Annotated in this window: 23 protein-coding genes; 8 read left to right on the forward strand and 15 right to left on the reverse strand. The window is 44.5% G+C overall.

Translation table 11 applies throughout. From position 1 onward, the window contains the following. Positions 1–100: IS66 family insertion sequence element accessory protein TnpA (tnpA, locus tag AAA943_RS21925; protein WP_420915618.1), on the reverse strand; the 100-nt coding region annotated here is incomplete at its 3' end. 48 nt (positions 101–148) lie between these two features. Here tnpA and AAA943_RS21930 point away from each other — a divergent pair. Further along, a complete protein-coding gene (locus AAA943_RS21930; protein ID WP_420915615.1) occupies positions 149–277 on the forward strand; it encodes a hypothetical protein in 129 nt (42 codons plus the stop codon). Between the two features lie 99 nt (positions 278–376). Here AAA943_RS21930 and AAA943_RS16870 read toward each other — a convergent pair whose 3' ends face one another. The 3 genes from AAA943_RS16870 to AAA943_RS16880 all read right to left on the reverse strand — a co-directional run bounded on the left by AAA943_RS16870 (position 377) and on the right by AAA943_RS16880 (position 3,416). Further along, complete coding sequence (locus AAA943_RS16870; RefSeq protein ID WP_338225456.1) at positions 377–823, reverse strand: YqhA family protein; 447 nt, start codon at positions 821–823, stop codon at positions 377–379. A 25-nt stretch (positions 824–848) separates the two neighbouring features. After that, entirely contained in the window at positions 849–2,528 is a 1,680-nt protein-coding gene (locus AAA943_RS16875; protein WP_338225457.1) for an arylsulfatase, read from the reverse strand. Between the two features lie 216 nt (positions 2,529–2,744). Further along, a complete protein-coding gene (locus AAA943_RS16880) occupies positions 2,745–3,416 on the reverse strand; it encodes a hypothetical protein (protein ID WP_338225458.1) in 672 nt (223 codons plus the stop codon). Positions 3,417–3,525: 109 nt separating this feature from the next. Between AAA943_RS16880 and AAA943_RS16885 the strand changes: the two genes are divergently transcribed. Continuing rightward, positions 3,526–5,109 (forward strand): tetratricopeptide repeat protein, encoded by a 1,584-nt coding sequence (locus AAA943_RS16885; RefSeq protein ID WP_338225459.1) that lies wholly within the window; start codon positions 3,526–3,528, stop codon positions 5,107–5,109. A 156-nt stretch (positions 5,110–5,265) separates the two neighbouring features. Here the strand turns inward: AAA943_RS16885 and AAA943_RS16890 are convergent, their stop codons facing one another. The 11 genes from AAA943_RS16890 to AAA943_RS16940 form a co-directional block, all read right to left on the reverse strand. After that, entirely contained in the window at positions 5,266–6,129 is an 864-nt protein-coding gene (locus tag AAA943_RS16890; protein ID WP_338225460.1) for an SDR family oxidoreductase, read from the reverse strand. 39 nt (positions 6,130–6,168) lie between these two features. Beyond that, positions 6,169–7,329, reverse strand: a complete 1,161-nt coding sequence (locus tag AAA943_RS16895) for a serine hydrolase domain-containing protein (protein ID WP_338225461.1) — start codon at positions 7,327–7,329, stop codon at positions 6,169–6,171. An 88-nt stretch (positions 7,330–7,417) separates the two neighbouring features. After that, entirely contained in the window at positions 7,418–7,978 is a 561-nt protein-coding gene (locus tag AAA943_RS16900) for a hypothetical protein (RefSeq protein ID WP_338225462.1), read from the reverse strand. A 145-nt stretch (positions 7,979–8,123) separates the two neighbouring features. Next, positions 8,124–8,339 (reverse strand): hypothetical protein, encoded by a 216-nt coding sequence (locus AAA943_RS16905; protein WP_338225463.1) that lies wholly within the window; start codon positions 8,337–8,339, stop codon positions 8,124–8,126. A 212-nt stretch (positions 8,340–8,551) separates the two neighbouring features. Then, positions 8,552–9,172, reverse strand: a complete 621-nt coding sequence (locus tag AAA943_RS16910) for a CatB-related O-acetyltransferase (protein ID WP_338225464.1) — start codon at positions 9,170–9,172, stop codon at positions 8,552–8,554. Between the two features lie 94 nt (positions 9,173–9,266). Next, complete coding sequence (locus AAA943_RS16915; RefSeq protein ID WP_338225465.1) at positions 9,267–10,499, reverse strand: MFS transporter; 1,233 nt, start codon at positions 10,497–10,499, stop codon at positions 9,267–9,269. 7 nt (positions 10,500–10,506) lie between these two features. Then, the gene (locus AAA943_RS16920; RefSeq protein WP_338225466.1) at positions 10,507–12,288 is read right to left on the reverse strand and encodes a tetratricopeptide repeat protein; all 1,782 of its coding nucleotides are present in this window, start codon (positions 12,286–12,288) and stop codon (positions 10,507–10,509) included. A 145-nt stretch (positions 12,289–12,433) separates the two neighbouring features. Continuing rightward, a complete protein-coding gene (locus tag AAA943_RS16925) occupies positions 12,434–13,189 on the reverse strand; it encodes a type 1 glutamine amidotransferase domain-containing protein (RefSeq protein WP_338225467.1) in 756 nt (251 codons plus the stop codon). Between the two features lie 287 nt (positions 13,190–13,476). Beyond that, complete coding sequence (locus tag AAA943_RS16930) at positions 13,477–14,433, reverse strand: NAD(P)-dependent alcohol dehydrogenase (protein WP_338225468.1); 957 nt, start codon at positions 14,431–14,433, stop codon at positions 13,477–13,479. Beyond that, positions 14,430–15,134 carry a DUF4386 domain-containing protein gene (locus tag AAA943_RS16935; RefSeq protein ID WP_338225469.1) on the reverse strand — a complete coding sequence of 235 codons (705 nt, stop codon included), beginning with the start codon at positions 15,132–15,134 and terminating at the stop codon, positions 14,430–14,432. The genes AAA943_RS16930 and AAA943_RS16935 overlap by 4 nt, the downstream gene beginning before the upstream one ends. A gap of 216 nt (positions 15,135–15,350) precedes the next feature. Further along, on the reverse strand, positions 15,351–16,340 hold the full coding sequence (locus tag AAA943_RS16940) for a helix-turn-helix transcriptional regulator (RefSeq protein ID WP_338225470.1): 990 nt from the start codon (positions 16,338–16,340) through the stop codon (positions 15,351–15,353). Between the two features lie 753 nt (positions 16,341–17,093). Between AAA943_RS16940 and AAA943_RS16945 the strand changes: the two genes are divergently transcribed. From AAA943_RS16945 to AAA943_RS16970, 6 genes are all read left to right on the forward strand, one after another. Then, positions 17,094–17,552, forward strand: a complete 459-nt coding sequence (locus AAA943_RS16945) for a GbsR/MarR family transcriptional regulator (protein WP_338225471.1) — start codon at positions 17,094–17,096, stop codon at positions 17,550–17,552. Between the two features lie 71 nt (positions 17,553–17,623). Beyond that, positions 17,624–18,988 (forward strand): TolC family protein, encoded by a 1,365-nt coding sequence (locus tag AAA943_RS16950; RefSeq protein ID WP_338225472.1) that lies wholly within the window; start codon positions 17,624–17,626, stop codon positions 18,986–18,988. Between the two features lie 19 nt (positions 18,989–19,007). Continuing rightward, positions 19,008–20,057 (forward strand): efflux RND transporter periplasmic adaptor subunit, encoded by a 1,050-nt coding sequence (locus AAA943_RS16955; protein ID WP_338225474.1) that lies wholly within the window; start codon positions 19,008–19,010, stop codon positions 20,055–20,057. 1 nt (position 20,058) lies between these two features. Beyond that, a complete protein-coding gene (locus AAA943_RS16960) occupies positions 20,059–23,217 on the forward strand; it encodes an efflux RND transporter permease subunit (RefSeq protein ID WP_338225475.1) in 3,159 nt (1,052 codons plus the stop codon). Then, positions 23,210–23,617 (forward strand): hypothetical protein, encoded by a 408-nt coding sequence (locus AAA943_RS16965; protein ID WP_338225476.1) that lies wholly within the window; start codon positions 23,210–23,212, stop codon positions 23,615–23,617. Before AAA943_RS16960 ends, AAA943_RS16965 begins: the two co-directional genes overlap by 8 nt. A 6-nt stretch (positions 23,618–23,623) precedes the next feature. Further along, on the forward strand, positions 23,624–23,851 hold the full coding sequence (locus AAA943_RS16970) for an acyl carrier protein (protein ID WP_338225477.1): 228 nt from the start codon (positions 23,624–23,626) through the stop codon (positions 23,849–23,851). The last annotated feature ends 433 nt before the right edge of the window (positions 23,852–24,284 follow it).

The raw sequence follows: 24,284 nt of genomic DNA on the forward strand, positions 1-24,284 counted from the left end.
GCTTGATATTCTCCCGCAGACAAAAGTCACGTTGGGTCAGACCACTGGATTTGAAGGAAGCTACCATCGCCTCCATTTCTTGTTGACTCGCTCTTTTCATAAGTTTGTTTTTGAAGCAAAATTAGCTGGTCAATGGAGGCTGAAAAATATGCAGTTGCTCGGGTGGATACTTCCTAACACCCTTCGCTGCACGAACCTGGGAGGCTTATCCATCACCAAAACAGCCAAAGAAATCGAGCAAAAGCTGGCGACCAAGCAGTTTTTTAAAAGCTGTTGATCCTTGAGTAGAATTTAACCTACGAAAGAAGAAGGCTAATCAATGGATATGATGGATTGAACACTGATTCTTTGAATCCAATCTTTTCCTGAATTAAACTCAGTGCTTCAGCATTTTGGAACTGAGCGAAAAGAGAAATACCGCTCCGGGAATGATCAACATGGGCCAATCCAGCACGCTGTTGGATTTCAGAACCTGAGTACAAAAGGTGATCAAAAGTGTCAGCAGGATCGCATTCCAGGTTAATTGCTTCAACTGGTAAAAATCCTGAATGACCAGCCAGGAAAGGTTGATTTTTTTCAAAAAGCTGAATTCCGGATAGAATAGCTTCATGAACCCTAAGGACAGAATCAGGAAAACCAAAGCCACCAAAAACAAGTCCAAAGATTCGATGATTTCCAAGCCTGGTTTGGCCTGTGGTCCACCGATCCAGAAAATTGAAAATGCATGGACCGTTTTATAGACTCCCAATCCTGCTGTGAATAAGAAATTTACAAACATAGTCAGTGATATCACCAAAACGGTCCATTGATAAGCCTTGATCATTCTTTTTCTTTTTTGGAGCTAGTACCTATTTCTGGCTTCCAAGGCTTCGGCTGAAGAGCGTGTCGTAATGGCCCTTATGATCAAAGACATCATTGTCTTTGGCATATTCCTGCCAGTTCTGAATGAGTTTTTCCTTGATTTCGGGGTATTGAGCAGAAAGATCCGTTGTCTCACCCGGATCATTTTCCCGATCAAAAAGTTGCCACTCTCCAGGGCCAAAAGGGGGAGGCAGACGCAGGATTTTCCATTTGCCTTGGATGTAGGCTTTTCTCTCGAACAGTTCCCAACCCATTCCCTCTTCAGAAGCGTGAATTTCGGTAGCATTGCCGTCCAACACAGCGCGCATGGATTTTCCAATAGGTTGCCTTACGGCTTTTCCTTTAAACTCCTGAGGATAGCTGGCTTGGGCAAGCTCCAAGAAGGTAGGCATCAGGTCGGTTACATGGAAAAAACTCTTATTCCAAAGCCCTTTTCCAGAATTAGCATTAGGCATTTTCACAATCAGTGGGGCCCTGATTCCTCCTTCAGAGGCAAAACTTTTGAATAAGCGGAAGGGGGAAGAGGAAACTTGTGCCCATCCTGGACCCATTTCAATAAAGGAATTGTGCAATCCTCTGTTTTGGAGTGAATTGTCAAATCCTCCGAGATAAACTCCGTCCCCATTTCCCGGGTAGGTGGTGGCCATTACCCCATTTGCTCCATTGTCTGATAGGAATACGATCAGGGTGTTGTCATACATTCCTTCTTTTTTCAGGTAATCAATGATTCGCCCGATACTCATATCCAGATACTCCACCATGGCAGCATACACTTCCATGTCTTTTGCCAGCTCCTCCTGATGCTCCGGAGACAAAGAAGACCAGGCAGGAATGCCGCTTGGAGCAAAGGTATTTACCCCTTGAGGTACAATCCCGAGGGTTTTTAGGTTTTCAAGGCGAAGTACTCGCAGAGAGTCCCAACCCATATCGAATTTGCCATGGTACTTGTCGATGTATTCCTTGGGAGCATGGAGCGGGTCATGTGGAGCAGTATAAGCAGCATACATGAAGAAAGGCTTCCCATCTCCCTTGTGCTTGTCGATGTAGTGAATAAGAGTGTCCGTATAATTTTTGGTGGAATAAAAATCAGAAGGCAAGGCGTCGATTTTTTTTCCATTGACCCGATAATCCATCACTTGAGGCGGGGAAAGGGGATTTTGGTCTGCATAATGACTCCCTCCTCCCTGAAGTAAGGAAAAGGATTCCTCAAATCCCCTCGCAGAAGGAATTTCCTGATCTCCGTCGCCCAAATGCCATTTGCCTGCCATGTAGGTGTGATATCCGCTTTCCCTGAGGATTTCGGGAAGAGTCACCACCTGATCATTGAGGTGACCGGTGTAGCCGGACATGCCTTCCAATGCCGGATAGCGGACTTCGCTCATGACCCCTATTCCTGTCACGTGGTTATCATTTCCGGTAAGTAAGGCTGATCTGCTGGGAGAGCAGGTGGGAAGTACATAAAAATTGGAGAAAAGCATCCCTTCCCGGCTCAGCTGCTCTAGGATAGGGGTGTGAATGTTTCCTCCAAAAGGAGCAATGTCGCTAAATCCCAAATCATCAGCGACCAGGATGAGGATGTTGGGCCGCTCAGGGCTGCTGACTTCCGGAGTAGGTCTGGTACATGCAGAAGCCAAAAGGAAAACGACAATAAATATTCTTTTCATCATGCTGTAGGGTCAAAGCATAGCATCCCATTGCGGGATGGATGCAGGGTTAGGTTGATTTTTGATGGATGCCTCTTTTTCTTCTCTCAGAATCTTGGGGAAAACAAAAGGTCAATTTCCAGTAATTTCAAATGATTTTTTCATTTTGGCAACAGGCCAGGATTGCTTTATCAAGAATCTGGAATACAGGTGAGTACCAGCCTCCATTCGGGAACTCCCTCATTGGATTCGTATGGTATAATCTTGGTAGATTGCTTCTATGCTCATTTTTTGAGCCGGAAGCTGAAGAGTTGTGGAGGAGAGGTGGCTGGTTCCGTTGGAAAAGTAGGCATAGGTAAGTTTTCCCTCGACCTTGTCTGCTCCCATCAGGCTGCTGAATTCCTTGTAGGTGAACAGCAACGTTTCCGGATCTATCCTTACCAATACCCGGTCGCCATTGACTTTTACATTGAACGCCAGGGCCTCGATTTCTCCTTCTTTCTCTGTGATGGTCGCTTTATCAAAAAAGTCAATGAGTTCACCTTTGCTCATGAAAGCATAGTCAACAGACAGGGAAAGTGCTTTTTGAATGTAATCCATTTTGTCTTCCGCAGCGCTGGTTTGGGCCTTTCCTCTCAGCCCGGGCTTTTTCTCCACGGTGGTTTTGGCTTCTATCCTCTTGGCTTGGAGGTTTCCGGAGTCATCAAAGCTGAACTCAGTCAGTGTGGTCAGTTTGAGTTGACTTTCAACAAAAACATCTGACCTTCTCTTCCAGATGTATTCTTTGAGTTGATTTCTGTTTTCCTCTTCTGCCCTTGAAATATCAAGAGAGAGCAATTCCTTATCCATTTGGGCTTGAGCAGTAGCGGTGATAAATAGCAAGCAGGCTAAAACAAGGATACTTTTTTTCATAGTCAATTAAAATTCCAAAATGTCGGGTCCAACCTAATTCTTTTGTGGATGGGTAAAACTATTATATTGTAGATTCAGTAACCATTCCTCCCAGTTAATTAACCGTTGCATGAGTTTATCTTTTCCTGTCTCCAATACTCAAATAATCAGTCAATTAGAGAAAATACTTGATTTTCAGGTCTTTCGTAATTCCTTGATACTGACTGGGTTTTTAAAGTTTGTCATTGAAGAGACCTTAGCGGGAAGAGCAAAAGATCTCAAGGAATACACGATTGGAACTGAGGTATTGGGAAAAAAAGTAGGCTATGATCCTCAAGGGGATGCTTCGGTCCGGATTCATGCAGGAAGACTAAGGAAGGTTTTGCAGGAATACTATTCCGGGCCGGGCAAGCTGGATTCGGTTTTGATTTCCATCCCCAAGGGGACCTATGTCCCTGTTTTTTCCCAAAAAGACCCTGAGCCACCCGGTTTTTCGGAAACAGGATCCACTATTTCGAAACCCACACTGGCTGTTGTTCCCTTTCAGGATTTAGAGGATGAAGGCCTCAAAGCCTTCGCGGATGGGCTATGTGAACAGATTTGCAGTGATTTAGGTTTTTTTAGCGAATTGTCGGTGATTTCGTATTTTTCTTCACGCAGAATGGCTTTTCAGGAATTGGATTTGAAAAATGCAGGAAAACTGCTGGATGCCACCTACTTGCTCACTGGAAGTATCCAATCCAAAAATGACCGGGTGCGAATTCGGGTCCAGCTGATCCAAAGTGCTTCCCAAAAACTAATTTGGTCCAATCTGTATGAGCGGGAAAAGTCCGAGTTAGGAGGATTTGCCCTCCAGGATGACATTGTTCATCATGTAGTCAATCAAATCGGAGGAACTCATGGGATTATTTTCCGGGAGGGAGCAAAAGCCAATCCCATCCGCCCTGCAGTCGATATCAAAGTGTATGATGCGATCCATTGGTACTATTACTTAGTCAATGACGTCAACGAACCCACGTTTCGGAAAGGGTTGGAAATCATGAAAAGTACGGTCAATTTTGATCCCAACTATGCCTTGGGATGGGCTATTCTGGGTGAAACCTATGTTGCAGGATATTTCTATGGATTTGATGCCATGCTGGATGACCCACTCCGCGAGGCGATCCGCTGCGGTCAAAAAGCGATCAAGCTCGATCCGATGACTCAGCATAGCTATCAGACTTTAGGATTGGCCTATCTATTTCAACGCAAAAAGAAGGAATGCCTCCAAATCATCGCGGAATGGGAAAAACTTCCCCACAGGGCCAATGGAATAGCCGGAGGATTGGGCTTTTGCCTAATCGCGGCCGGGGATTTTGAAAAAGGATATCGGCTTCTTTGCGAATCCATCCAGATCAACCCCTACTACCAGTGGTGGTTCAATGCAGGCTTGAGTTTTTACCATTTTGCCAAAGGAGAATATGACGATGCACAGTATTGGGCTGAAAAGATTCAAGGACAAAGTTTACTCTGGGAATTGATTTTGAAGGCAGCTTCCTACTCCCAGCTCGGGCAGACTTCCTCTGCCCAATCCACCTATCTTCAACTCAAAAATATCCTTCCCGATTCCGTCACTTTGGACCAAATCCTGGGTTCTTTTTTGCTTTCTGAGTCCTTGGTGGAGGAATTGGGAAAGGCTTTGAAGAAAGCCAATTCGGTCAATACTATGGTCTAAATAAGGTGCAGATAAAATATCTTGAGACGAACAAATGCCGATAGAATCAAATCGGTTCACTCTTTAATCAAACCGCTAGTTTTAGTCGATTTTTTTTTGCCTTTGAGCTGAATTAGGGGCTTTAATTACTGATCCAAAAATCCTTTACGGTTACCATTAATCATTTATCCTATCTCCTTCCTCCCGAAAAAAAGCCTCTAACCGATGCACTCCTTGTCGGGGAGCGATGTTGTCCCGGGCCATCATACTGAGAAAGAACTCATAGGGCCCATAAGTCTTTGAACTGCTGAAGGTTCGCATCAATCTAAGGATGGTTTTTCGAATCCAATCCGGCAAATGAACAATCTTCCCCTCTTGCCCCATGGCCTCCAAAGCCAATTTCCCGATTTCATTTTGGGTGAAAATATCCGGGCCACCCACCTCGATTTCCTGCTGTGGGGAATCTATACTGTCTAGGACTACACGTGCCAAGTCCTGTCCATGAATGGGATTGAGCTTAAATTCTCCATCTCCAAAAAGATAAACCCGTCCTGACTTTGCCATGGCTAAAAAGTCCTTCATGTCTGAGAAAAAACCATTTGGTCGGACTATGGTGTATTCCATCCCAGATTCTTTCAACATGTTGACAAAGCGCTCTTTGGCAGCGGTGATTTTCAAGTGGCGCATTTGGGCTCCATTTAGCACGGATACGTACACAAATTTCCTTGCCCGGTGCCGAATGGCAAATTCCAGCAGGTTAAGGTTTGCTTGATAGTCTACTTCCATGTAGCTCATTCCGTCTTTTTGCCGGGTGATTCCTACTGTGGAAATGACCGTATCGATCGGGTCCTGTATTTTTGGAAAGGAGGCCAGTTTGGTGACCTCGACCTTTTGCCATTGATTTTCCGCTAGGCCCAGATTTCTGAGTTTTTCTTCACTGCGACCAAAGGCTAGGAAATCCTTCCCCTGGCGCTTGAGCTCCGTGGCAATGTAAGTTCCCAAATAACCGGTAGCTCCTGCTAAAATGATTTTTCCTTGCATGTTGAATTGGGGTTTTATTGTTAAAACTTCGCAGAGTTTTTAGGACGCTGCCTTCGTATTTTTTAGCTCCATCAAGACCTTGATTAGGAAATCCACAGATCCTTTTTGGAACTCCGACTGATTGAAAGTCCCTGTGAGGTAGGCCTCCAACTCGGGACAGTAGTACATGTAGGATCCGGTAAATCCGGAATGCCCGATCAGGGTGAGCTTGGGTAGAAGCGGAAACAATTCCTTCAGATTCCACCTCATCAGACCAAAACCATAATTAGTTCCTTTACTTGCTGGAGCCCATTGCTGCATCTGCTCGAAGGTTTCCTGCTGAATAAGTTTTCCTTCGAAAAGGGCTTTCATGAAGATCAAGAGATCTTTTGAGGTGCTTTGAAGTCCCCCGCCTGCCCAATCACTGGAAAGGCTGATCATCTGGCTGACTTCCAGGTCTCCAAAGTAGATTTCCATCATTGGCGTGCTAGGCTTTTCAACTGGGTCTGACCTCAGGTGCATGGAGGTATGAACCATCTCCAAGGGCCTGAATATCCTGTTCTGAAATACCTCATGAAGGGGTTTTTGCTCCAGGTTTTCTATAATCAAGCCTAGAAGCAAATACTCCGTGTCGGTATAATGGTAGTCTGTACCCGGCACAAAACGGGCTTGGAAACGACTTCGGTAGAAGTCCAGAAGTTCAATGGGTTCCCAAAACTTGTCTGGCTTTTCGAAAGCTTCCGTAAGCATGTTTTCACCTAGGCTTGGCTGGTCCTCGAAATAGTCGGAGAGTCCGGATTGATGCTGGAGCAAATGGGCTATAGTGATTTCCTGAGTCCAATTTTTTCCATCCAAAACGTGCAGTCCTTGAGTCAGAGAGTCCGGAAGAAATCGGTACATCGGGTCCTCAAAGTTCAACTTGCCTTCCTCTACCAATTGAGCGATAGCGACAGCAGTGAAGGTCTTGCCTAAGCTTGCAGTATGAAATGGACTGTCATTTTGTACTTTTTGCCTATAGGCGAATTCCCCGAATGCCCAGCTTTTCTGAAAGCCTAGTGCTATAAATTCCAGTGAAAAAACACCTTGATGCATCCCTTCCAATGACATAGTTTTCAGGAAAAGCTTATCGAGTTTTCCTTCCAACGTGTGTAGGGTTTGGGCAAATAGAAATTGTAAGAAAAACATGGCCGGAAAGAGAAGATAGATTGTACGGGTTTTCATAAGATCGTAAGGTTTGGAATGAGAAACCCGGCAGGGAAAGCCGATTAAGGCTTTTTCCTGCTGGTTTCTTATTGCTTTCTTCTGATTTTTAGAAGAGGGTGATGCCCACTCCGATGGAGAAATTGGTCCCATCTAGGTTTCCACCCTCACTGCGGGTGACTCGGGCCATGTAGAGTCGGCTTTGAATATCCAGCGCCCATTTTTTACGCTGAAGTACTTCGTAGCCTGTAGAGATCAATACGCCTTTTCCCCATTCATTGGACTTGGAGTCTGCCTTGGATTCATAGAGGGCTCTCATATCTAGCGCAGCACCGTAACCGCCGCTGATCCACCATTTATTGGTAGCCCAGTATTGGATAGAGGGGATGATGCCTTCAAAGCTTCTGTCCACCCCTTCAGATTCGTAGATCTGCCCGACTGTATTCACATAGATGGCAGTACGTGGGGAGACAAACCAACCCATTTTCAAGTTGGGAAGGGAGATGCCTCCCCGGGTGGCTTTTTCACTCATTCCATCGGTGAAGTGCAAGGCTCCGGCTCCTACGGAAGCACCGAGGGTAAAGCCTTTTCGGATAGGTTGTTCTGTTTGGGCCTGAATATTCAAAGTGGTGATCAGACCGATAAAGAAGATGAAGATTAACTTTTTCATTTTTTTGTGTTGTTTAAGTTTGACTTGTGTTTGTTTAAAATTGATAGGACAAATTTGGGTAGCAGGGGAAGGTCAGTCGTCTTGAATTATGAATCGGGACCTTTTGGTGAGATCTAGGACCTTTACCTACCCTTTTGTAGTTTAATCAGTCTTCCTTTGTGGATCTGAGCATAAAATTGACCAGACTGATTCCTCCGCCCACGACCATTCCGGTGCTAATCCAGAAAGTGATTTGATTATCAAAGTCCACTCCCAATAGTCCGAGAGCGATGATTCCGATGGCTGTACCGATAGCGACGCCGATGAGCGTGCCGATGGCTACGCCGATGCCTGTTCCCAGTGTAATTGCTTTGTTTTTCATTTTTGGTTTTGATTAATGACTGGGACAAAATTGGGGTGCAAAGGCAGGTCAGTCGTCTTGAATTATGAATCGGGACCTTTTGGTGAAATCCCGGACTTTGGAGAAGGGAAAGGGAAAAAATCAGGCTTTGGAAGGCTTTTAAAAAAAGAAATGCCAAAAGGAAATTGAATTCCCATTTGGCATTTGAAAAAAGTGAATAGACTAGATCAGATTCAGAGCAGATTTTCTAGCTGATCTCCAGTCAGGTGCTGCACGTTTTCGGTGATTCGCTCGATGGGCCAATCCCACCATTTCAAAGCGAGGAGCTGATCGATTTTTTCTATGGAAAAGCGCTTTCTGATTTCTTGAGCTGGATTTCCTCCGACGATGGTATAAGGCTCGACATCTTTGGTGACTACCGACTTGCTGGCAATGATGGACCCGTCTCCGATTTTGACTCCGGGCATAATGGTCGCCCCATAGCCGATCCAGACATCATTACCGATGATTGTATCACCTTTGTTTGGGTAGCTTTTCCCTTCCATGGCTTTTTCCCAACTCTTTCCAAAGATGGCGAAAGGATAGGAGGAAATAGATTTAGAGAGGTGATTGGCTCCGTTCATGATGAAGGTGACATCCGAGGCGATCATGCAAAACTTCCCGATAACCAACCAATCCCCCACAAAATCGAAGAGGTATTTCACATTTTTCTCAAAATTCTGAACATCCTCAAAGTCATCGTAATACGTATAGTCCCCCACTTGGATTTGGGGGTTCTTCACCACATTTTTCAGAAAGCAAAGCCGGTTATAGCCTGCTAATGGAAAAGCTTGGTTTTTATCTGGTGCTGTCATGAGTTGAATTTTTTGATGGAACGAATCAAAAGTGGAGGAAAAAGCCCTGGCAATCGTCCGGCTTTATGATTTAGGACTTTTTTGATCCGATTTTTCAGCTTTTAATTTTCTTTGACCTTATATCGGCTTTGACCTGATTACTGACCAATAAGACCAACCCAGCAGAAAGTAGCATCAAAATAGCTATAAGCCAGCCTATCTGAGGATAGTAGAGCAGATTTCCGTCAGCTGCTTGAAAAATCACAAAACCTGCTACCGCGGCAGCAAGACCTCCAGCCAACTGCTGAATGGAGGAATCAATCGCCAGAAAAGCTCCTCGGTCGGATTTTTTGGGAACTGCTGTGGCCAGAGCGGTTGCGGACACCATTCGTGCATTGATCCCCAAATACAAGCCCGCATGCATTAAAATGATCCATTCGAAGGCCTGAATTACCCCAGCCGTATAAACCAATACCGCTCCGGTGGAAAGCAAAGTCCCAAAAGCGAAAACGGGCCATTTCCCAAAGCGGTCGGCTAATTTTCCAAAAATAGGAGCTGCTAAAAGGCTGGTCAATCCCACAGCTCCATACACATAGGGGAGTTGACTGTCGGCAAGGCCCAGGTTATTGGTGAGAAAAGCCGCATTGAAAGTCATGAAAATCACATCTCCTCCGACGATCAGCATATTGGCACTGTAAACTGTCCAATAGGATGGCTTTTTGAGATTAGAAATGAGGTGTTCCCAAGGAGGAGAAAAGCTGGTGCTTGAGTTTTTCAAAGGTCGAATCAGGACCAGCACCATCAGGAGCGCCAAAATTCCCAAGCTTAAAATCAACCCATAGGCCATTTGCCAAGAAAAAGAGCTGGCAATAAACAGGGATAAGGGAAGTCCAATTACTAGGCTTGCGGCAAAGGCCATTTGAATCCAACCCGTCACTCTCCCTCTTTGCGATACCGGAAATAAATCGGCCACTATTGCAAAGCAAATCGAAGCCATCATCCCTCCGAAAGCCCCGGTGAGAATCCGTGCGGCCAAGAGAAAGGGAAAAGAAGGGGAGATTGCACAAAGGAGGATTCCAGCCAAAAAGCCGGTATAGAATACCAATAAAAAGGATTTTCGCTCGAAGCGATCAGCAAATCCGGAAGCAAGTAAGGCGGAAATTCCAGCACTCAAGGCATAAGCCGAGGAAATCAGACCAAACTGCTCAGTGCTGAGTTGCAGTTCCGCAAGCAGAGTGCCACTCAAAGCAGGAAGAAGCATGTAGTCTAGCACCACCGTAAATAGTAGGCAGGAAAGACCCAGAATTACTAGCTTTTGATAGGTGCTGAATTTTCCGGGTTTATCCATGAAAAAATCAGTTTCGATGGTCTTTGACCCAAGCCTTAGGAGTAAGTCCGGTGGATTTTTTAAAAAAGTCATTGAACACGGACTTGGAGGTAAATCCGCTTTCATAAGCTAATCCCAACAGCGTGATATGGCTATTAGCCTTATCGGTTGCCTTTCTCTGGAATATTCCCAAACGATGGGAATTAATATAATCATTGAAGTTTTGGCCCAGTTTCATGTTGATCAGCCAAGAAAGTTTGTTGGGATGTAGGTCGATTTGCTCTGCCAGAGATCGTAATGTTAGATTGGTGTCCGTGACCACTTCTTCCATGGCCATTTTTTCTCGGAGGATTTGTAGAAAATGCTCACAATCCTCGTCAGCCATTTGGCTGGATTGGGAGATGATTAGCTGTTGGCTGGAAGGATGCTGTCGGTGGGCTTTATGATCTTGGAAATTCATCTTGTCAAAGATTTCCCTGAACCCCTCATGCTCTCTGATATTATCCCAAACCCACCAATATTTTAGACTGACCATCATGCTGGACTTTTCTTCCAGCCCCTTTTGAAGGAAACGGACGGCTTCTTCCGGCTTGTTCATCAGGCTATACAAGGCGGCCGGATCGCATGGGTCGATGTAATGGCTATTTTCGAGTTCCTCAAGAACTCCTTCTGTTTCTCCACTCAGTACTTTGACCGTCATCAGATCCAGTTTAACCAATCCTTCTCCATTAGTCAGTTGGATAGCCTTATCGAGTGCCTGAAAAGCCTCGGTGAATCTTCCTAAGTAGCCCAAAACCAAGCCTTTCCATCGTAAAGCCTCGCTGAAATTAGGCTCAATTCGAAGACTTTCCTCAAAGGCTGGAAGTGCATCTTCAAATCGCCCTGAAAGGTAATAGCAGAGCCCCAACCACCAGTAACTGATGATGTGCAGGGGATCCCGGCTTTGATTTTCTTTAGCAATGGAAATGGCTAGATCGTAGTCCTTTTGAATGAAAATATAGTAGTTGGTGATAAAGTCGATCTCATTGTTCAGTCCAGCCGCCACCGCCTGATTATAGGACTCAATGGCAGCTTCCCAATTCCAGTCATGAAAGAGATGCACATAGGCCATGACCTTGTGGGCTCGCATGTCTTTTGGATTGATCGCTAGTGCTTTTTGGGCAAATTCCCTGGATTTCTGAAATCCTTCTTTGGCTGAGATCAAATTGAAACCAGCATGATGAAGGTAAGTTTCGCCTATGTAAGCATAAGCTTCCGTGAAATCGGGATCCAACTCGGTGGCTTTGGTGAATAGGACCAAAGCCTCCTTGACATCTGCTAAATCCTTTCGCTTGAAATGATGGCTGGCTTTCAAGAACAGATCATAAGCTTCGGGATTGCTGGTCTTGGAAGATACCAAACGGTCTTCTATATCCATGTGGCCAAAGTTTTCCCGGATTCGGTCGGCTACCAAAAGGCTGATTTCATCCTGTAGCTCAAAAATATCCTGAAGGGTGCGGTCAAAGGTTTCTGACCAAATGTGAAAGCCATTGTCAGTTCGGATGAGTTGGACTGCTATTCGAACCCGGTTGCCAGCCTTTCGGATGCTGCCTTCGATGACCGAGGAAACGCCCAGCTTGTTTCCGATGATTCGAACATCCAGTTTTTGACCTTTGAAGGCAAAGGAAGAGGTCCGGGCAATCACTTTTAGGTCTTGGATTTTGCTTAGCGCGTTGATGATTTCCTCAGCCATTCCATCTGAAAAATATTCGTTTTCCGGATCAGAGCTGAGATTGTCAAAGGGAAGTACGGCGATGGAGCGTTGATTCATCCAAAGGAAAAGAACACCAAGAGTGTGTTCTGACAGTGAAAATTAGGTTTGCAGAGCTTTCAAGATAAAACTTCCAGAAGTTTTTGGCTAAAAAATGAAAGAAAAATGATGAGTCTCCCTTCCGGAAAAATTGGGTTTTTGAAAATCAATCTTCCATCTGAAGAATCATTTCTTTCGCTACTATCGCGGATGATGGAAGGAACATCGTGGAAACAATTCGCTGATCAATGACCACATCATGTTTGTCATTCAAGTCATCTTTGCTTTGAAAAAGAGCTCCATTTTCTCTCAGTTGATCCTCCAGCATGATGGGCAGTAAAGTCCCTTCTTTAGCCCAGCTTTTGGTGACTTCGGTTGAGTTTGGGAAGCCGGTCACTTTTTTGCCTTTCACCATATACTCTCCATTGCTCAACTTGACATTGGCAAAAGCACCCGGCCCATGTCCACAGCCGCCCACAATTCCTCCATTTTCATAAATTTTGGCGATTAAGGTCAGGATTTTTTCATCATAAGTCACATCGAATAAGGGACCATATCCCCCTCCAATAAAAACCGCTTCGTATTCGGTATAATCAACCAAATCTGGGGTCATGGAATTTTCAACCTTTTCGTTAAAATTTTCATACTTGATCGTGTAGCTGCTGATGCCCATGGGATCCATAGAAAAAGGCACTTTAGCTCCTGTCGGGGAAAGGAAGTCTACCTCATAGCCATGCGAAACGAAAATATGATAGGGAGGAGCGACTTCCCAAAGATTATTCCCGGCAAAATGCTTCTCCGGGTCACCCATGTCCTCTGTATTGGAAACGATCATCAATATTTTTCCTTTTTCCAAAGGGTTTGGATTGCATGCACTAAACAACAAGCAAATAATACCTGCAATGATAATTTCTTTTTTCATTTTAGTTTTAAGAATAAAATCTACGTTCAAAATAATGTGTTATCCTATTTCCCAACCTAGGATTATACTCTTAAATGAAAACTAGTCTAAGCTTAAGGCTAGCGAGGGCAAGCTGGGTTTGACCGGTCTTATAAAAGTCGGAAACTCAGAAAGTCAATTTTATTTTTCAGGTAAGTTGTGCTCTTAGAAAAAATTAAAATTGTGTAGAAATGAATTTCAAGAAAGTTCTTTCCCGCGGTTAATAAATTTGATTCATTCATTTGCTTGGTTGATCTAGATTAATTCCATTAAATAATGATGCTAAGCTTACCGGAAATCTTCCCGTTTTTTAGCAGGTTCATAGCTTGAGGAACTTCATCCAACATGAAATTTTGCTGAATATAAGGGCTGATTTTTCCCTTATCAGCAAGTGTGGCTACTGACTCGAGGTCGGCCTGTTTTACCTTTGCGATCAGATTGGCGAATTTCTTCCCTGTACGGAAGGACTTCCAAGGACCTAGAAGAAGGGTGGCCATGGAAAAGCCAAAAGCAACATAGCGACCGCCATCTTTCAAAACTGCTTCTATCTGATTGAGGGCATGATTGACTGGTCCATCTAAAATCAGGTCGAATTTCTTTCCTTCCTTGGTAAAATCACGAACAGCATAATCGATCACTTCATCGGCCCCCAATGACTTTGCTAATTCTACATTTCTTCTGCTGCATACTGCGGTAACATTTGCTCCAAAAGCCTTGGCGATTTGAACTGCAAAACTTCCTACCCCTCCTGAAGCTCCGTTGATCAGCACCTCATCTCCTTTTTTTATCTGTCCCAAGTCTCTCAGACCCTGTAAAGCCGTCACTGAGGCCATGGGCATCGCAGCCGCTTCTTCGAAAGTCAAACTCTTAGGCTTTTTAGCCACTGTTGTTTCTTTGGCCACAGCATACTCAGCGAAGCCACCAAAGCCACTGCCCGATAGATCCCCAAATACCTCATCACCCACCTGAAACTGCTTGACCTCTTTCCCGACCCGTTCGATTACTCCGGAGATATCCGCCCCAAGAATTTGATTTTTCGGACGGAATAATCCAGCTGAAAAACGGAGGGGGAAGGGAGTTCCGCTCAACATATATCCGTCGGCTTGATTGAGCGAGGCAGCTAAAACTTTGACAAGGACCTCATCTGCCTTAGGTTCGGGGCGATTGACTTCTTGTAGGGTAAGATTTTCCGGCGAACCGTACTTTTGATAGATGATTGCTTTCATGAGGTCGTGGATTTAATTTTTGAGCCTTTGATCAATAGGTAGAGAGCCAAGGTCACTTCGCCCAAAGCAGCGGTTATCCCGACAATCCAGGCAAACAGCGATTCGTTTCCCGGAAAAGCAAAGTCTCCGAAGGTTTCTATCAAATACCCTAAACCTGCAAGCACCATCAAAGCTCCGAGAATTTTTTGGAAAATTCCGCTTCGAATCAGCTGAAATCCCAACAATGCGCAATGAACCCCGAAAAAGGCTCCGGCTAATAAGTAGCCATAGCCATGTGCATCTAAAAAAAGATAGCTCAATGACTCAATTTGCGGTACTTCGAAGCTGGCTTGAATGGTTTCAGTTTTTAATACATGAAGAGCCAGGTAGTGGTTGAGAAGATTGAGCGTGCCGATTGCCGGATGGGCTAGGAGCCGAAGGGAGGAGGAGACCAGAGCGAGCATTTTTCCATATGGCTTCAAGAGCAGATACAGCATCACAGAGATGATCGCATCCAGCAAAAAGGCCAAAAGGTCTGCAATAAGCCCAATCCGAAAAAGTCCCTCGTTTTCCAAAATGTTTGAGGCTGAGGTCGCAGGATCTCCAGGTATAAAAATTCCTTCCCTCACATAACCTTGACTGAAGCCTGCCAAAATGATGATCAAGACATAAATCAGCCCCATGAGTCTGAATTTCTGTGTGGTTTGGATTTGATTTTCCATGCTTAATAGAGATCGTTTTTTATTTCAGCGGATCAGGAAATAATCATTCCAGTATATTTTCTTCTCTTCAACCCACCATTGGGGAAAGCGAAGAGTTCCTGAGATTTCCTGGGTTTAAAGCTGATTTACTTGATGAGGGTAAAGGTAAGGCTAGTTTAAAAAGTGGTGTTGACGCTTTGGGCCAATTCCTTGACCTTAGAGGCCAAGCGGCCCGGATCACTTGGATTTTCTGTACTCCATGGGCGAAAGCTGCGTCCACCGTTTGAAGGCTCTGTTAAAAGCACTTTGCTCGGAAAAGCCGGTCTGAAAGGCGATTTCTGCCACGCTAAGAGAGGAATTGGATAGTAAATCCTGCGCGGTCTCTTGCTGAATTGATTGAATTTGGTCTCTAAAAGTCAGCCCTTTCTCTGCCAGTCTCCGTTTCAGCGTTCTTGCACTTATGTGGAGGTGATCGGCGATTTGGATGATGCTTGGGATCCCACTGGGAAGACTTTCAGTAATCAAATAGTGGATGTCCAGAAGCATTCGGTCTGATTGAGAAAAAATCCCTTTTTTTTCCTCTTCCAAACGATCCACAAGAAATTGATGGATGCTTTTATCTGCTTTGATTGTCCGTATTTGAAGGGAGTGTGTCCGAAATTGTAGTGAATTATGCACAGCATCGAATTCGACCGGGCATTGGAAAAATTCCTGAAGCGCTTCTGCCGAGGAAGTATCCGAATGTTGAAAAGTAACCCCGATTGGCAGGATTTTTTTACCAGTCACTTCCTCCAAGATTCCTGTAAGCATAACAAAAGACACTTCATTGGCTATTTGAATGCCCTTTCTATTGGGTGGGCGGTGGAGAAAAAGTTGGGATAGCCCATTTTCTTCCTGTAACCTAACGCTGCCTTGATCTGTGACCAAGATCATGTACCGCTGCAACCTCTCCAGGATGTCACCGGCTTGCCAGCTGGTTTTCCAGGATAGCCCAAGTGTGCCATAATCGTCAGTATTTAGTTGTTTTCCCTGTCGAATGCTGAATCCGGGAGCAAGTTGATCCCCCGCCCATTCATAAATTTCGTAAAACAGCTCAATGGGAAGGTACTTGGAGCCATGAAATACTTCTGGTCGGGTATCGTGTGTTTGGAGTCGATTTCGTGGCATTCCCTCAAGAAAGCAAAGGGCTTTTGCTTTAAAATATATGCTGGAACTGACGAATTGCATGGTTCAATTCTCTGGTAAGGTAAAACTATCCAAAAAATGCAGAGAATCCCAGCAGATTAGTGAAGGAGTGGTTTTTCGAGCTTTACCTTAGGGAGGGGGGCTACTTTCCTGTTAAGATTGAGTTTAAAGGAGGATTTTTGGTTGCGCCCTGCATTTTTCACTACTTCCTTCCAGGTTTTTTGGCGTTCAACTTCGAGAGATGGACCAATGATGAATTACAAAATGCAAGTTTAAATTAAATGTATATCCGCTTTCTTACCAGTCACGAAACTTTAAAACTACTCCCCTCCTAAAAACTATCCAAACCCGGAGGTCGAGCTCGGTCACTGAGCTGGTCGAAGTGTCGAGGCCATTTCAATCAATCGCATCATAGCGGATATGCGTATCAATTTAAGTCTTTCAATAAAGTCACTCTTTGTTTTGCTGCTTTGGGATAGGTTTTAATTCAAGTTTGAATATCTACTGGCATAATAGTTTATTTTCTCCATAGAGAAAATCAACCTGCCAAAGGAAACTCAATGAAAGTTGCAGTACCTTGATGTCTGCCGTCCGCGGGTGATTATCTAAAACATTTACACTTATGACTGCCCTACGGGTAGGATTGGCGATACTTAAAAGTTTTATACCTTTCTCAAATGGTTGAAAAATAGAGAGTTAAAGAGGGGTGAATATTTTTTGTTCTTTATTTGGAGAACTAACCGAACCAAATTATCTTTGTCTCGTTATTAATTCCAACAACAACCAAAACCCAAAATGCTGAACGAAAACAAACTGGAGTTGATCGAACGAATAGGCGTATTTCACGAACAGCGTGGAATGCAACCTTTGATGGGTCGGATCTTCGGTTTATTGCTTGTATTGGAGGAAGCTGAGGCAACTTTTGATGAGATTGTTGATTATCTGAATGTGAGTAAAAGTGCCGTGAGTAATGCCTTGAATATTCTTCAGCTTCAGGGACATATTGCCTACAAAACGAAACCAGGAGAGCGAAAAAGGTATTTTTTCCTGACCATGGATAAGTGGGAAGAGGCAATGGAGAAAGAGTTATGTGACATTTCACAGGTGAGTTCCTTCATGAAGGATGTCCTGAAAGAAAGGGGAAATGAGAAGCCGGAATTCAATCACCACCTGCAGGATTTGTGCAATTTCATGGAGTTTCTAAAAAATAAAGTACCAGCTCTCTTCAAGGAGTTCAGAAAGTCTCAGTCCTAAAAAAATTTCTCCAAATAGTTCTTTTTTTACAGAACAAAACGAATAAACTATTCAAAACAATTCTTACTAATATGCACAGAATCTTAATTCTAGTCTTATTGTTGCTTTTCGCTTCCCCTTTTGGCGTTAAGGCAATTCGGGTAAACCACACCCCTCCTGATACTCTGGATCTGAAAGCCTGTCTTTTGCTTGGTCTGGAAAACAGCCGTAGCATTAAAAAAGCCCTGATGGATGAAGAGTCCGCCAGATACTATCGAAATGAAGTCAAGGCTAGCGGACTTCCGCAGATTTCGGCCTACGGCAATTACAATAACTTCGTTGATGTGTTTCCTCAGGCTGTTCCGGGGGGATTGTTTGGTCCAGGAGAAGCAGACGAAGTTCAGGTGATTGCCTTGGGAGTACCCCAGTCGCTCCAGGCTGGAGTTACAGTTAATCAGCTGATATTCAACAGTTCCTACCTGATTGGTTTGAAGGCCGCACGGACGTCTGAGGAATTCTATAAAATGCTTTCTTCCCAGACTGAAGAGCAGGTCATCTACGACATTGCAATGAACTATTTGAGAGTGGCTCAAATGGAGTTGCAAAGAGAGAATCTGAATGCCAACGTGGTCCAATTGAAGGGTTTGGAGAGGATACTGGAAGCTCAGGTAGCCAACGATCTGGTCAGGAAAGTGGACCTTAATCGAGTCAAAGTCAACCTTTCCACCCTGGAAAGTGAAACGGAAAATCTTGAGACCGAGATTTTCAGAGGACTGAGTTACCTCAAGTTGATTATGGGGATTCCGGTAGATACACCATTGGAATTGGAAAAGTCTGAGGTAAGCCCGAGGTATATTCTCGACTTTAAGGTAGCTGACCTAGATCCGGAAAACAGGAAGGATATTCAAATTCTTGACATCCAGAAAACGCTCTATGACTACGAATACAAAAGTATCAAATCGACCAATCATCCAAGTTTGGTAGGGTTTGCTGACTTCAATCGAAATTCCTTTTCAACCAATTTTGACTTTTTGAGTGAAAGCAAAGTGTGGTATCAAGGTTCTCTTGTCGGGTTAAAACTTCAGATTCCGATTTTCGACGGCTTTGCAGTCAAATCCAGAGCCGCCCAATCCAAGGTCCGTCAGCAGCAACTTCTCATTGACCGAAGTCAGACTTTGGATGCCGCCAAAATGGAATACAACAATGCCACCAAAAAGTACTTCAATGCCCTCCAAACCTTACGAGCCAACGAAGAGAATCTTCTTCTCGCTGAGGATGTACTCAAGGAAACCACCTTGCTCTACAAGGAAGGCCTTAGCCCTCTCACTGATCTTCTGGAAGCCGAATCCACCCAAAGACAAGCCCAAGCCAACTACAACAATCAACTGATCCAAGTCCGGATTGCCCAATTGGAAATACTCAAATCAACCGGTCAAATCACCCGAATCATTAGCTAATCCAACAACCCACTTTATCATGAAAAAGACAATACTCATCCTCTTTCTGTTTGTTGCGGCCGGAGCGGTAGCATTTACCCTCTATTCTAACAAATCAGAACTGGAATCAGCTGCAGAAGAAGCGATGAAATCCAGTGAATTTGTCCCTGTGACTCTTGAAAGGGTCGAATCCAAAACCATGGAACTAAGCTTTGAGTCCAACGGGATTTTTGAAGCTCATCAGGAGCTTACTATTATGGCCGAAACCGGCGGTGCCGTGGTGAAAATCCACAAACGCAAAGGAGACTATGTCCGGGTAGGGGACCTGATTTTGCAGATTGATGACCGATTGATTCAGGCCGAACTCACCATTGCGGAGCTCAATCTGGATCAATCCAAAAAGGATCTGCAGCGGTTTACCAATTTGATGGATACGGATGCTATCACCAAAAAGCAATACGAAGACACCGAAAGAGGCTTCAAAATAGCCGAAGCCCAACTCAAGTCCATTCAAAAGCGAGCAGAAGACACGCAAATCAAAGCACCGATTTCGGGTTATATCAATCAAGATTTCTATGAACAGGGAACCTTGGTCAGTCCTGGGATGCCTTTGGCGGAATTGATCAATTCCAATCCCTTAAAACTGAACCTTCAAGTTTCTGAACGGGAAGTAGCCACAGTAAAATTAGGGCAGAAAATTCCGGTAAAAGTCAATGCTCTTCCAAATGTTATCCAAGAAGGAACAGTCTCATTTATCTCCAACAAAGCAGATGGGGCATTCAAATATGAAGTGATTTTGGAGATAAAAAACCCTTCTCCTGAGATCAAACCGGGGATGTTTGGTACGGCCACATTTGTTAGTCCGGACCAAGCAGAAAGGCTCCTGATCAACAGAAAATCCATAGTGGGAGGCTTAAAGAACCCTGGTGTGTTTACCGTCGAAAACGGGGTTGCAGTCTATAGATCTGTCCAAATTCAACCCATCAATTCCTCCTTGGTAGAGGTATTGGAAGGGTTGGCTGCCGGCGATGAAATTATCGCCTCCGGATTGATCAATGTGAAAGCGGGTGTTCAGGTAAAAGCTCAATAACATGCAGATTACCAAAATTTCCATCCAAAGGCCAACCTTGGTTGTCGTCATCTTTACCGTTCTCACCTTGCTGGGATTGTTTTCTTACTCCCAACTTTCTTATGAGCTTTTGCCAAAGTTTGCCTCCAATGTGGTGACCATTTCCACGGTCTATCCTGGTGCGGCACCTGCCGAAGTGGAGAACTCGGTAACCAAGAAAATTGAAGATGCAATAGCGTCCCTGGAAGGGATCAAATCCATCCAATCGACGTCTCTAGAAAATGTTTCGATCGTTACAGTAGAGCTCACCGATAAGGTGGATGTGGATTTCTCGATTCAGGATGCCCAAAGGAAAATCAATGCCATCCTCGGGGATTTACCTGATGAAGTTGAGCCACCCAGCTTGGGGAAATTTGACCTGGGTGATTTGCCGATCATGCAGATAGCAGTGAATTCCGGCTTGGAGCAAGCTGACTTCTATGACTTGATGAAAAATCGGATTCAGCCGGCACTTTCCAAAATTCAGGGGGTAGCGCAGGTAAATATTCTGGGAGGTAACGAGCGGGAGATTAAGATCAATTTGGATCGAAACAAAATGGATGCTTATGGCATTTCTCCATTGGCCGTTTCACAGGTGATCGGTTCTGGAAACCTGGACTTTCCTACAGGAAGACTAAAAAATGATGAGGGTCAGGTATTGATCCGATTGGCTGGAAAGTTTTCCAGCTTAAAAGAAATAGAAGAAATGGTCGTGGCCTACCGTGAAAATCAGGCTCCGGTGAAGCTCAAAGAGATTGCAGAAGTCCAGGATGATTTCAAGGATGTCACCATCCTCAACAGACTCAATGGAAATGATGCGATAGGGCTCACTATTCAAAAGCAGTCTGATGCCAATGCCGTGGAGGTCGCTGAATTGGTAGAAAAGACCCTTCACGATCTGGAATCCTCCTATCAGGCTGAAGGGCTCCAGTTTCAAATCTCACAAAACAGCTCTGAGTTTACGCTGGAAGCTGCCAATGATGTGATCAAGGATTTGTTGCTCGCGGTTTTGCTGGTGGCGATGATCATGTTACTGTTTCTTCACAGTATCCGCAATGCCGTGATTGTCATGGTGGCAGTGCCTACCTCGATCGTAGCCACGTTTACGATTATGTTTTTGGCAGGATTTACCCTGAACCTGATGAGCTTGCTGGCCCTTTCCCTGGTTGTGGGGATTTTGGTAGATGATGCTATTGTGGTGATCGAAAACATCTACCGTCATTTGGAAATGGGGAAAAATATCCTGCAGGCCTCCTATGACGGGATTCGTGAAATCGGCGGGACGGTCGTATCCATCACCCTGGTTATTGTGGTGGTATTTGTGCCTTTGACGTTGACCGGAGGGTTGATTTCCGGGATTCTGACCCAGTTCAGTATTACTGTGGCAGCTGCCACAATGATCAGTTTGTTGGTGGCATTTACTCTGATTCCACTTCTGACCTCCCGCTTTTCAAAAATGGAAAAGGTAAACCCCAATTCCTTTTTTGGTCGAGTGATTGGCGGGTTTGAAAAAGGAATCGACGGGTTCATAGACTGGATCCTTGGGATTCTGAAATGGAGTTTTGCCCACAAAACCGTGACATTGATTCTTACTCTGGTCTTGTTTATCTCTTCGCTTATGTTGGTCGGCTTTGGCTTTATAGGCAGTGAGTTTGTATCCGAGGGAGATCGTGGGGAGTTTATCGTCAGGATAGAGCTACCCAAAGATGCAACCATCGAGCAGACCAACTTTCAAACTCAGGAAGTGGAAAAATACCTCCGGTCTAAACCTGAAGTCACAGAAGTATTTACGACAGTGGGGATAACTAGTGGATCTATTTCAGGCTCACAATCAGTGCCTTATACTTCAGAAGTTTCCGTCAAGCTTGTTCCAAAAGAAAATAGAAGTAAGACTGGACCTGAATATGCCAGGGAAGTGGAGCGCTACCTGGAAGAAAACCTAATCGGTGCAGAATACACCGCAGTTCCGGTTTCTATCTTGGGGACAGCCAATGACGCTCCCATTCAGGTTATTGTATCAGGTCCTGATCCGGACAGCTTGAAATATGCCTCCGACAAGATCATCGCTGCGATGAATTCGATCCGTGGCGTACGTAAAATCGAAAGCTCCCTGGAGGAAGGTAACCCGGAAATCAAAGTGGAGGTGGATCGTGACAAGATGAACGAGCTGGGACTTTCCCTTGATGCCGTAGGGGGGACCATGCAAATTGCCTTCAACGGCAATGATGATTTCAAATATCGTGATGGGGAATTCGAGTACGATATTCTGATCAAACTCAATGAATTTGACCGAAAATCCCTATCCGATGTTGAGAACATCACCTTTACCAACAGCAGAGGCGAATTGATCAAACTGAAACAGTTTGCTGATGTAACCCAATCTGAAGGGCCGACCAAATTGGAGCGAAGAGATCGGATTTCTTCAGTTTCCATCAAATCCCAAGTAGCTGGCGTCCCATCCGGAACTGTAGGGGCAGAGTTGACAGCGCAGATTGCAGCCATGGACCTTCCTGATCAGGTTCAGATCGCCTATGAGGGAGATATGAAAAACCAAAGTGAAGGTTTTGGAAGTCTTGGAATAGCACTTTTGGCTTCCATTCTCCTGATTTACCTGATCATGGTGGCACTCTATGACTCTTACATCTATCCTTTGGTTGTGATGTTTTCCCTGCCGCTAGCCATCATCGGTTCTTTCTTGGCCTTGGCTTTGACCAAAGGAACTTTAAGTATTTTCTCCATAATGGGTCTGATCATGCTGATGGGTTTGGTAGCTAAAAACGCCATTCTCCTGGTGGACTTTACCAATCAGTTGAAAGCTGCCGGAGTACAAGTAAAAACAGCTTTGGAAAAAGCGGTAAGAATTCGATTTCGGCCGATTCTGATGACCACACTCGCCATGGTGTTTGGGATGATGCCTATAGCTTTGGCTAGTGGGGCCGGAGCGGAATGGAAAAACGGACTAGCTTGGGTGATTATCGGAGGTCTGATTTCTTCCATGTTTCTGACTCTCGTGGTGGTTCCTGTGATTTATTACCTTTTTGACCGGATACTTGAAAAACTGGGTAAAAACAAGAAGAAAGAAATCATTTTGGATGACACGCCGATAAGTGATTTTGAAACAGAGGCTTCAGCTTATGTATGATTCGTTTAGGATGATGAGTATGACTAAGTATGGGCCCGATTACTTCAAATTGGGGATACGGGCCCTAGCCTTGTTTCAGCTTTACCTCGCCTATCTGCTTGGAGTAGGTGCGGGATTTGGATTCGAAACCTTAGGCTTTACCCTAAAATACGCTGGAGCTCTGATGCTGATTTTTTTATCCTATCTCTTTTGGATAGCCTCCTATCGGTCGGATCAATACTTCCGCATACGGATAGCATTGGGCCTTGTCAGTGTCGGTTTATTGCTTTTGTTGCCCGATTTACCTGAGTTAATTATGGGGAGCTGGACGCTAAGTGATTGGATTTTTCTGGGATATTTTCTGATTGGATCAGGGGCTATTCTGGAGTTGTATCGAAAAGAAAATTTAAAGAAAAAATAGAGAAGTATGAAAGGATTAACCATTGTCAAGAAGTTGAGGAAAGTTTTTGATGCCTATGGCATCAGATTAAACGGAGAACAAGGGAATCTTCACCTGAAGAATGACCTCCACATGGATGAAGTTTTCATTAACGGGCTGATCTTTGAACTGGAGTTTGCTTCAAAGAAAAACCTCGACAAAGACTTAAAAGAATTTGAGTTGAGGCCGATTCGGCTGATGCAGGAATTTGTCTGATGAAGTTGCTGGTGTGAGTTGTTTGATTGCCTACCCGGATTGCGTGTGTAATCCGGGTTTTTTTTACTTTTTTTAGGCTAAGGCAAATGGCTCTGGCCGGCAAAAAGGGAAGATCATTTTCTATTGGAAGGCTATTTCAAATGGAGTGACCACCATGCGAAATCAAGTCAGGGATTCATTTACCCAAAGGTCAATGGGAAAAACCGGGAGGCTTGGCTTTGGCTGTTTAGTGTTTTGACAAAATTATCATTGATGGGGAAAGAAAACGAGGGTTTTTTCGGGACTGATTGACCAAATCAATAATCAAGCTTATCGAAAAGTAAAGCGCTATTTAAAGGTTGTTTGGGAAGGATTGAGGAAGAAGTAACGCAGGGAAGCCGGCGTGATTTAACCACTGAATTCAACCGAATAAAATCCACTTTTTTCAGACCTC

The organism is Algoriphagus confluentis, from assembly GCF_036245625.1.
GTDB classification, from domain to species: Bacteria; Bacteroidota; Bacteroidia; order Cytophagales; family Cyclobacteriaceae; genus Algoriphagus; species Algoriphagus confluentis.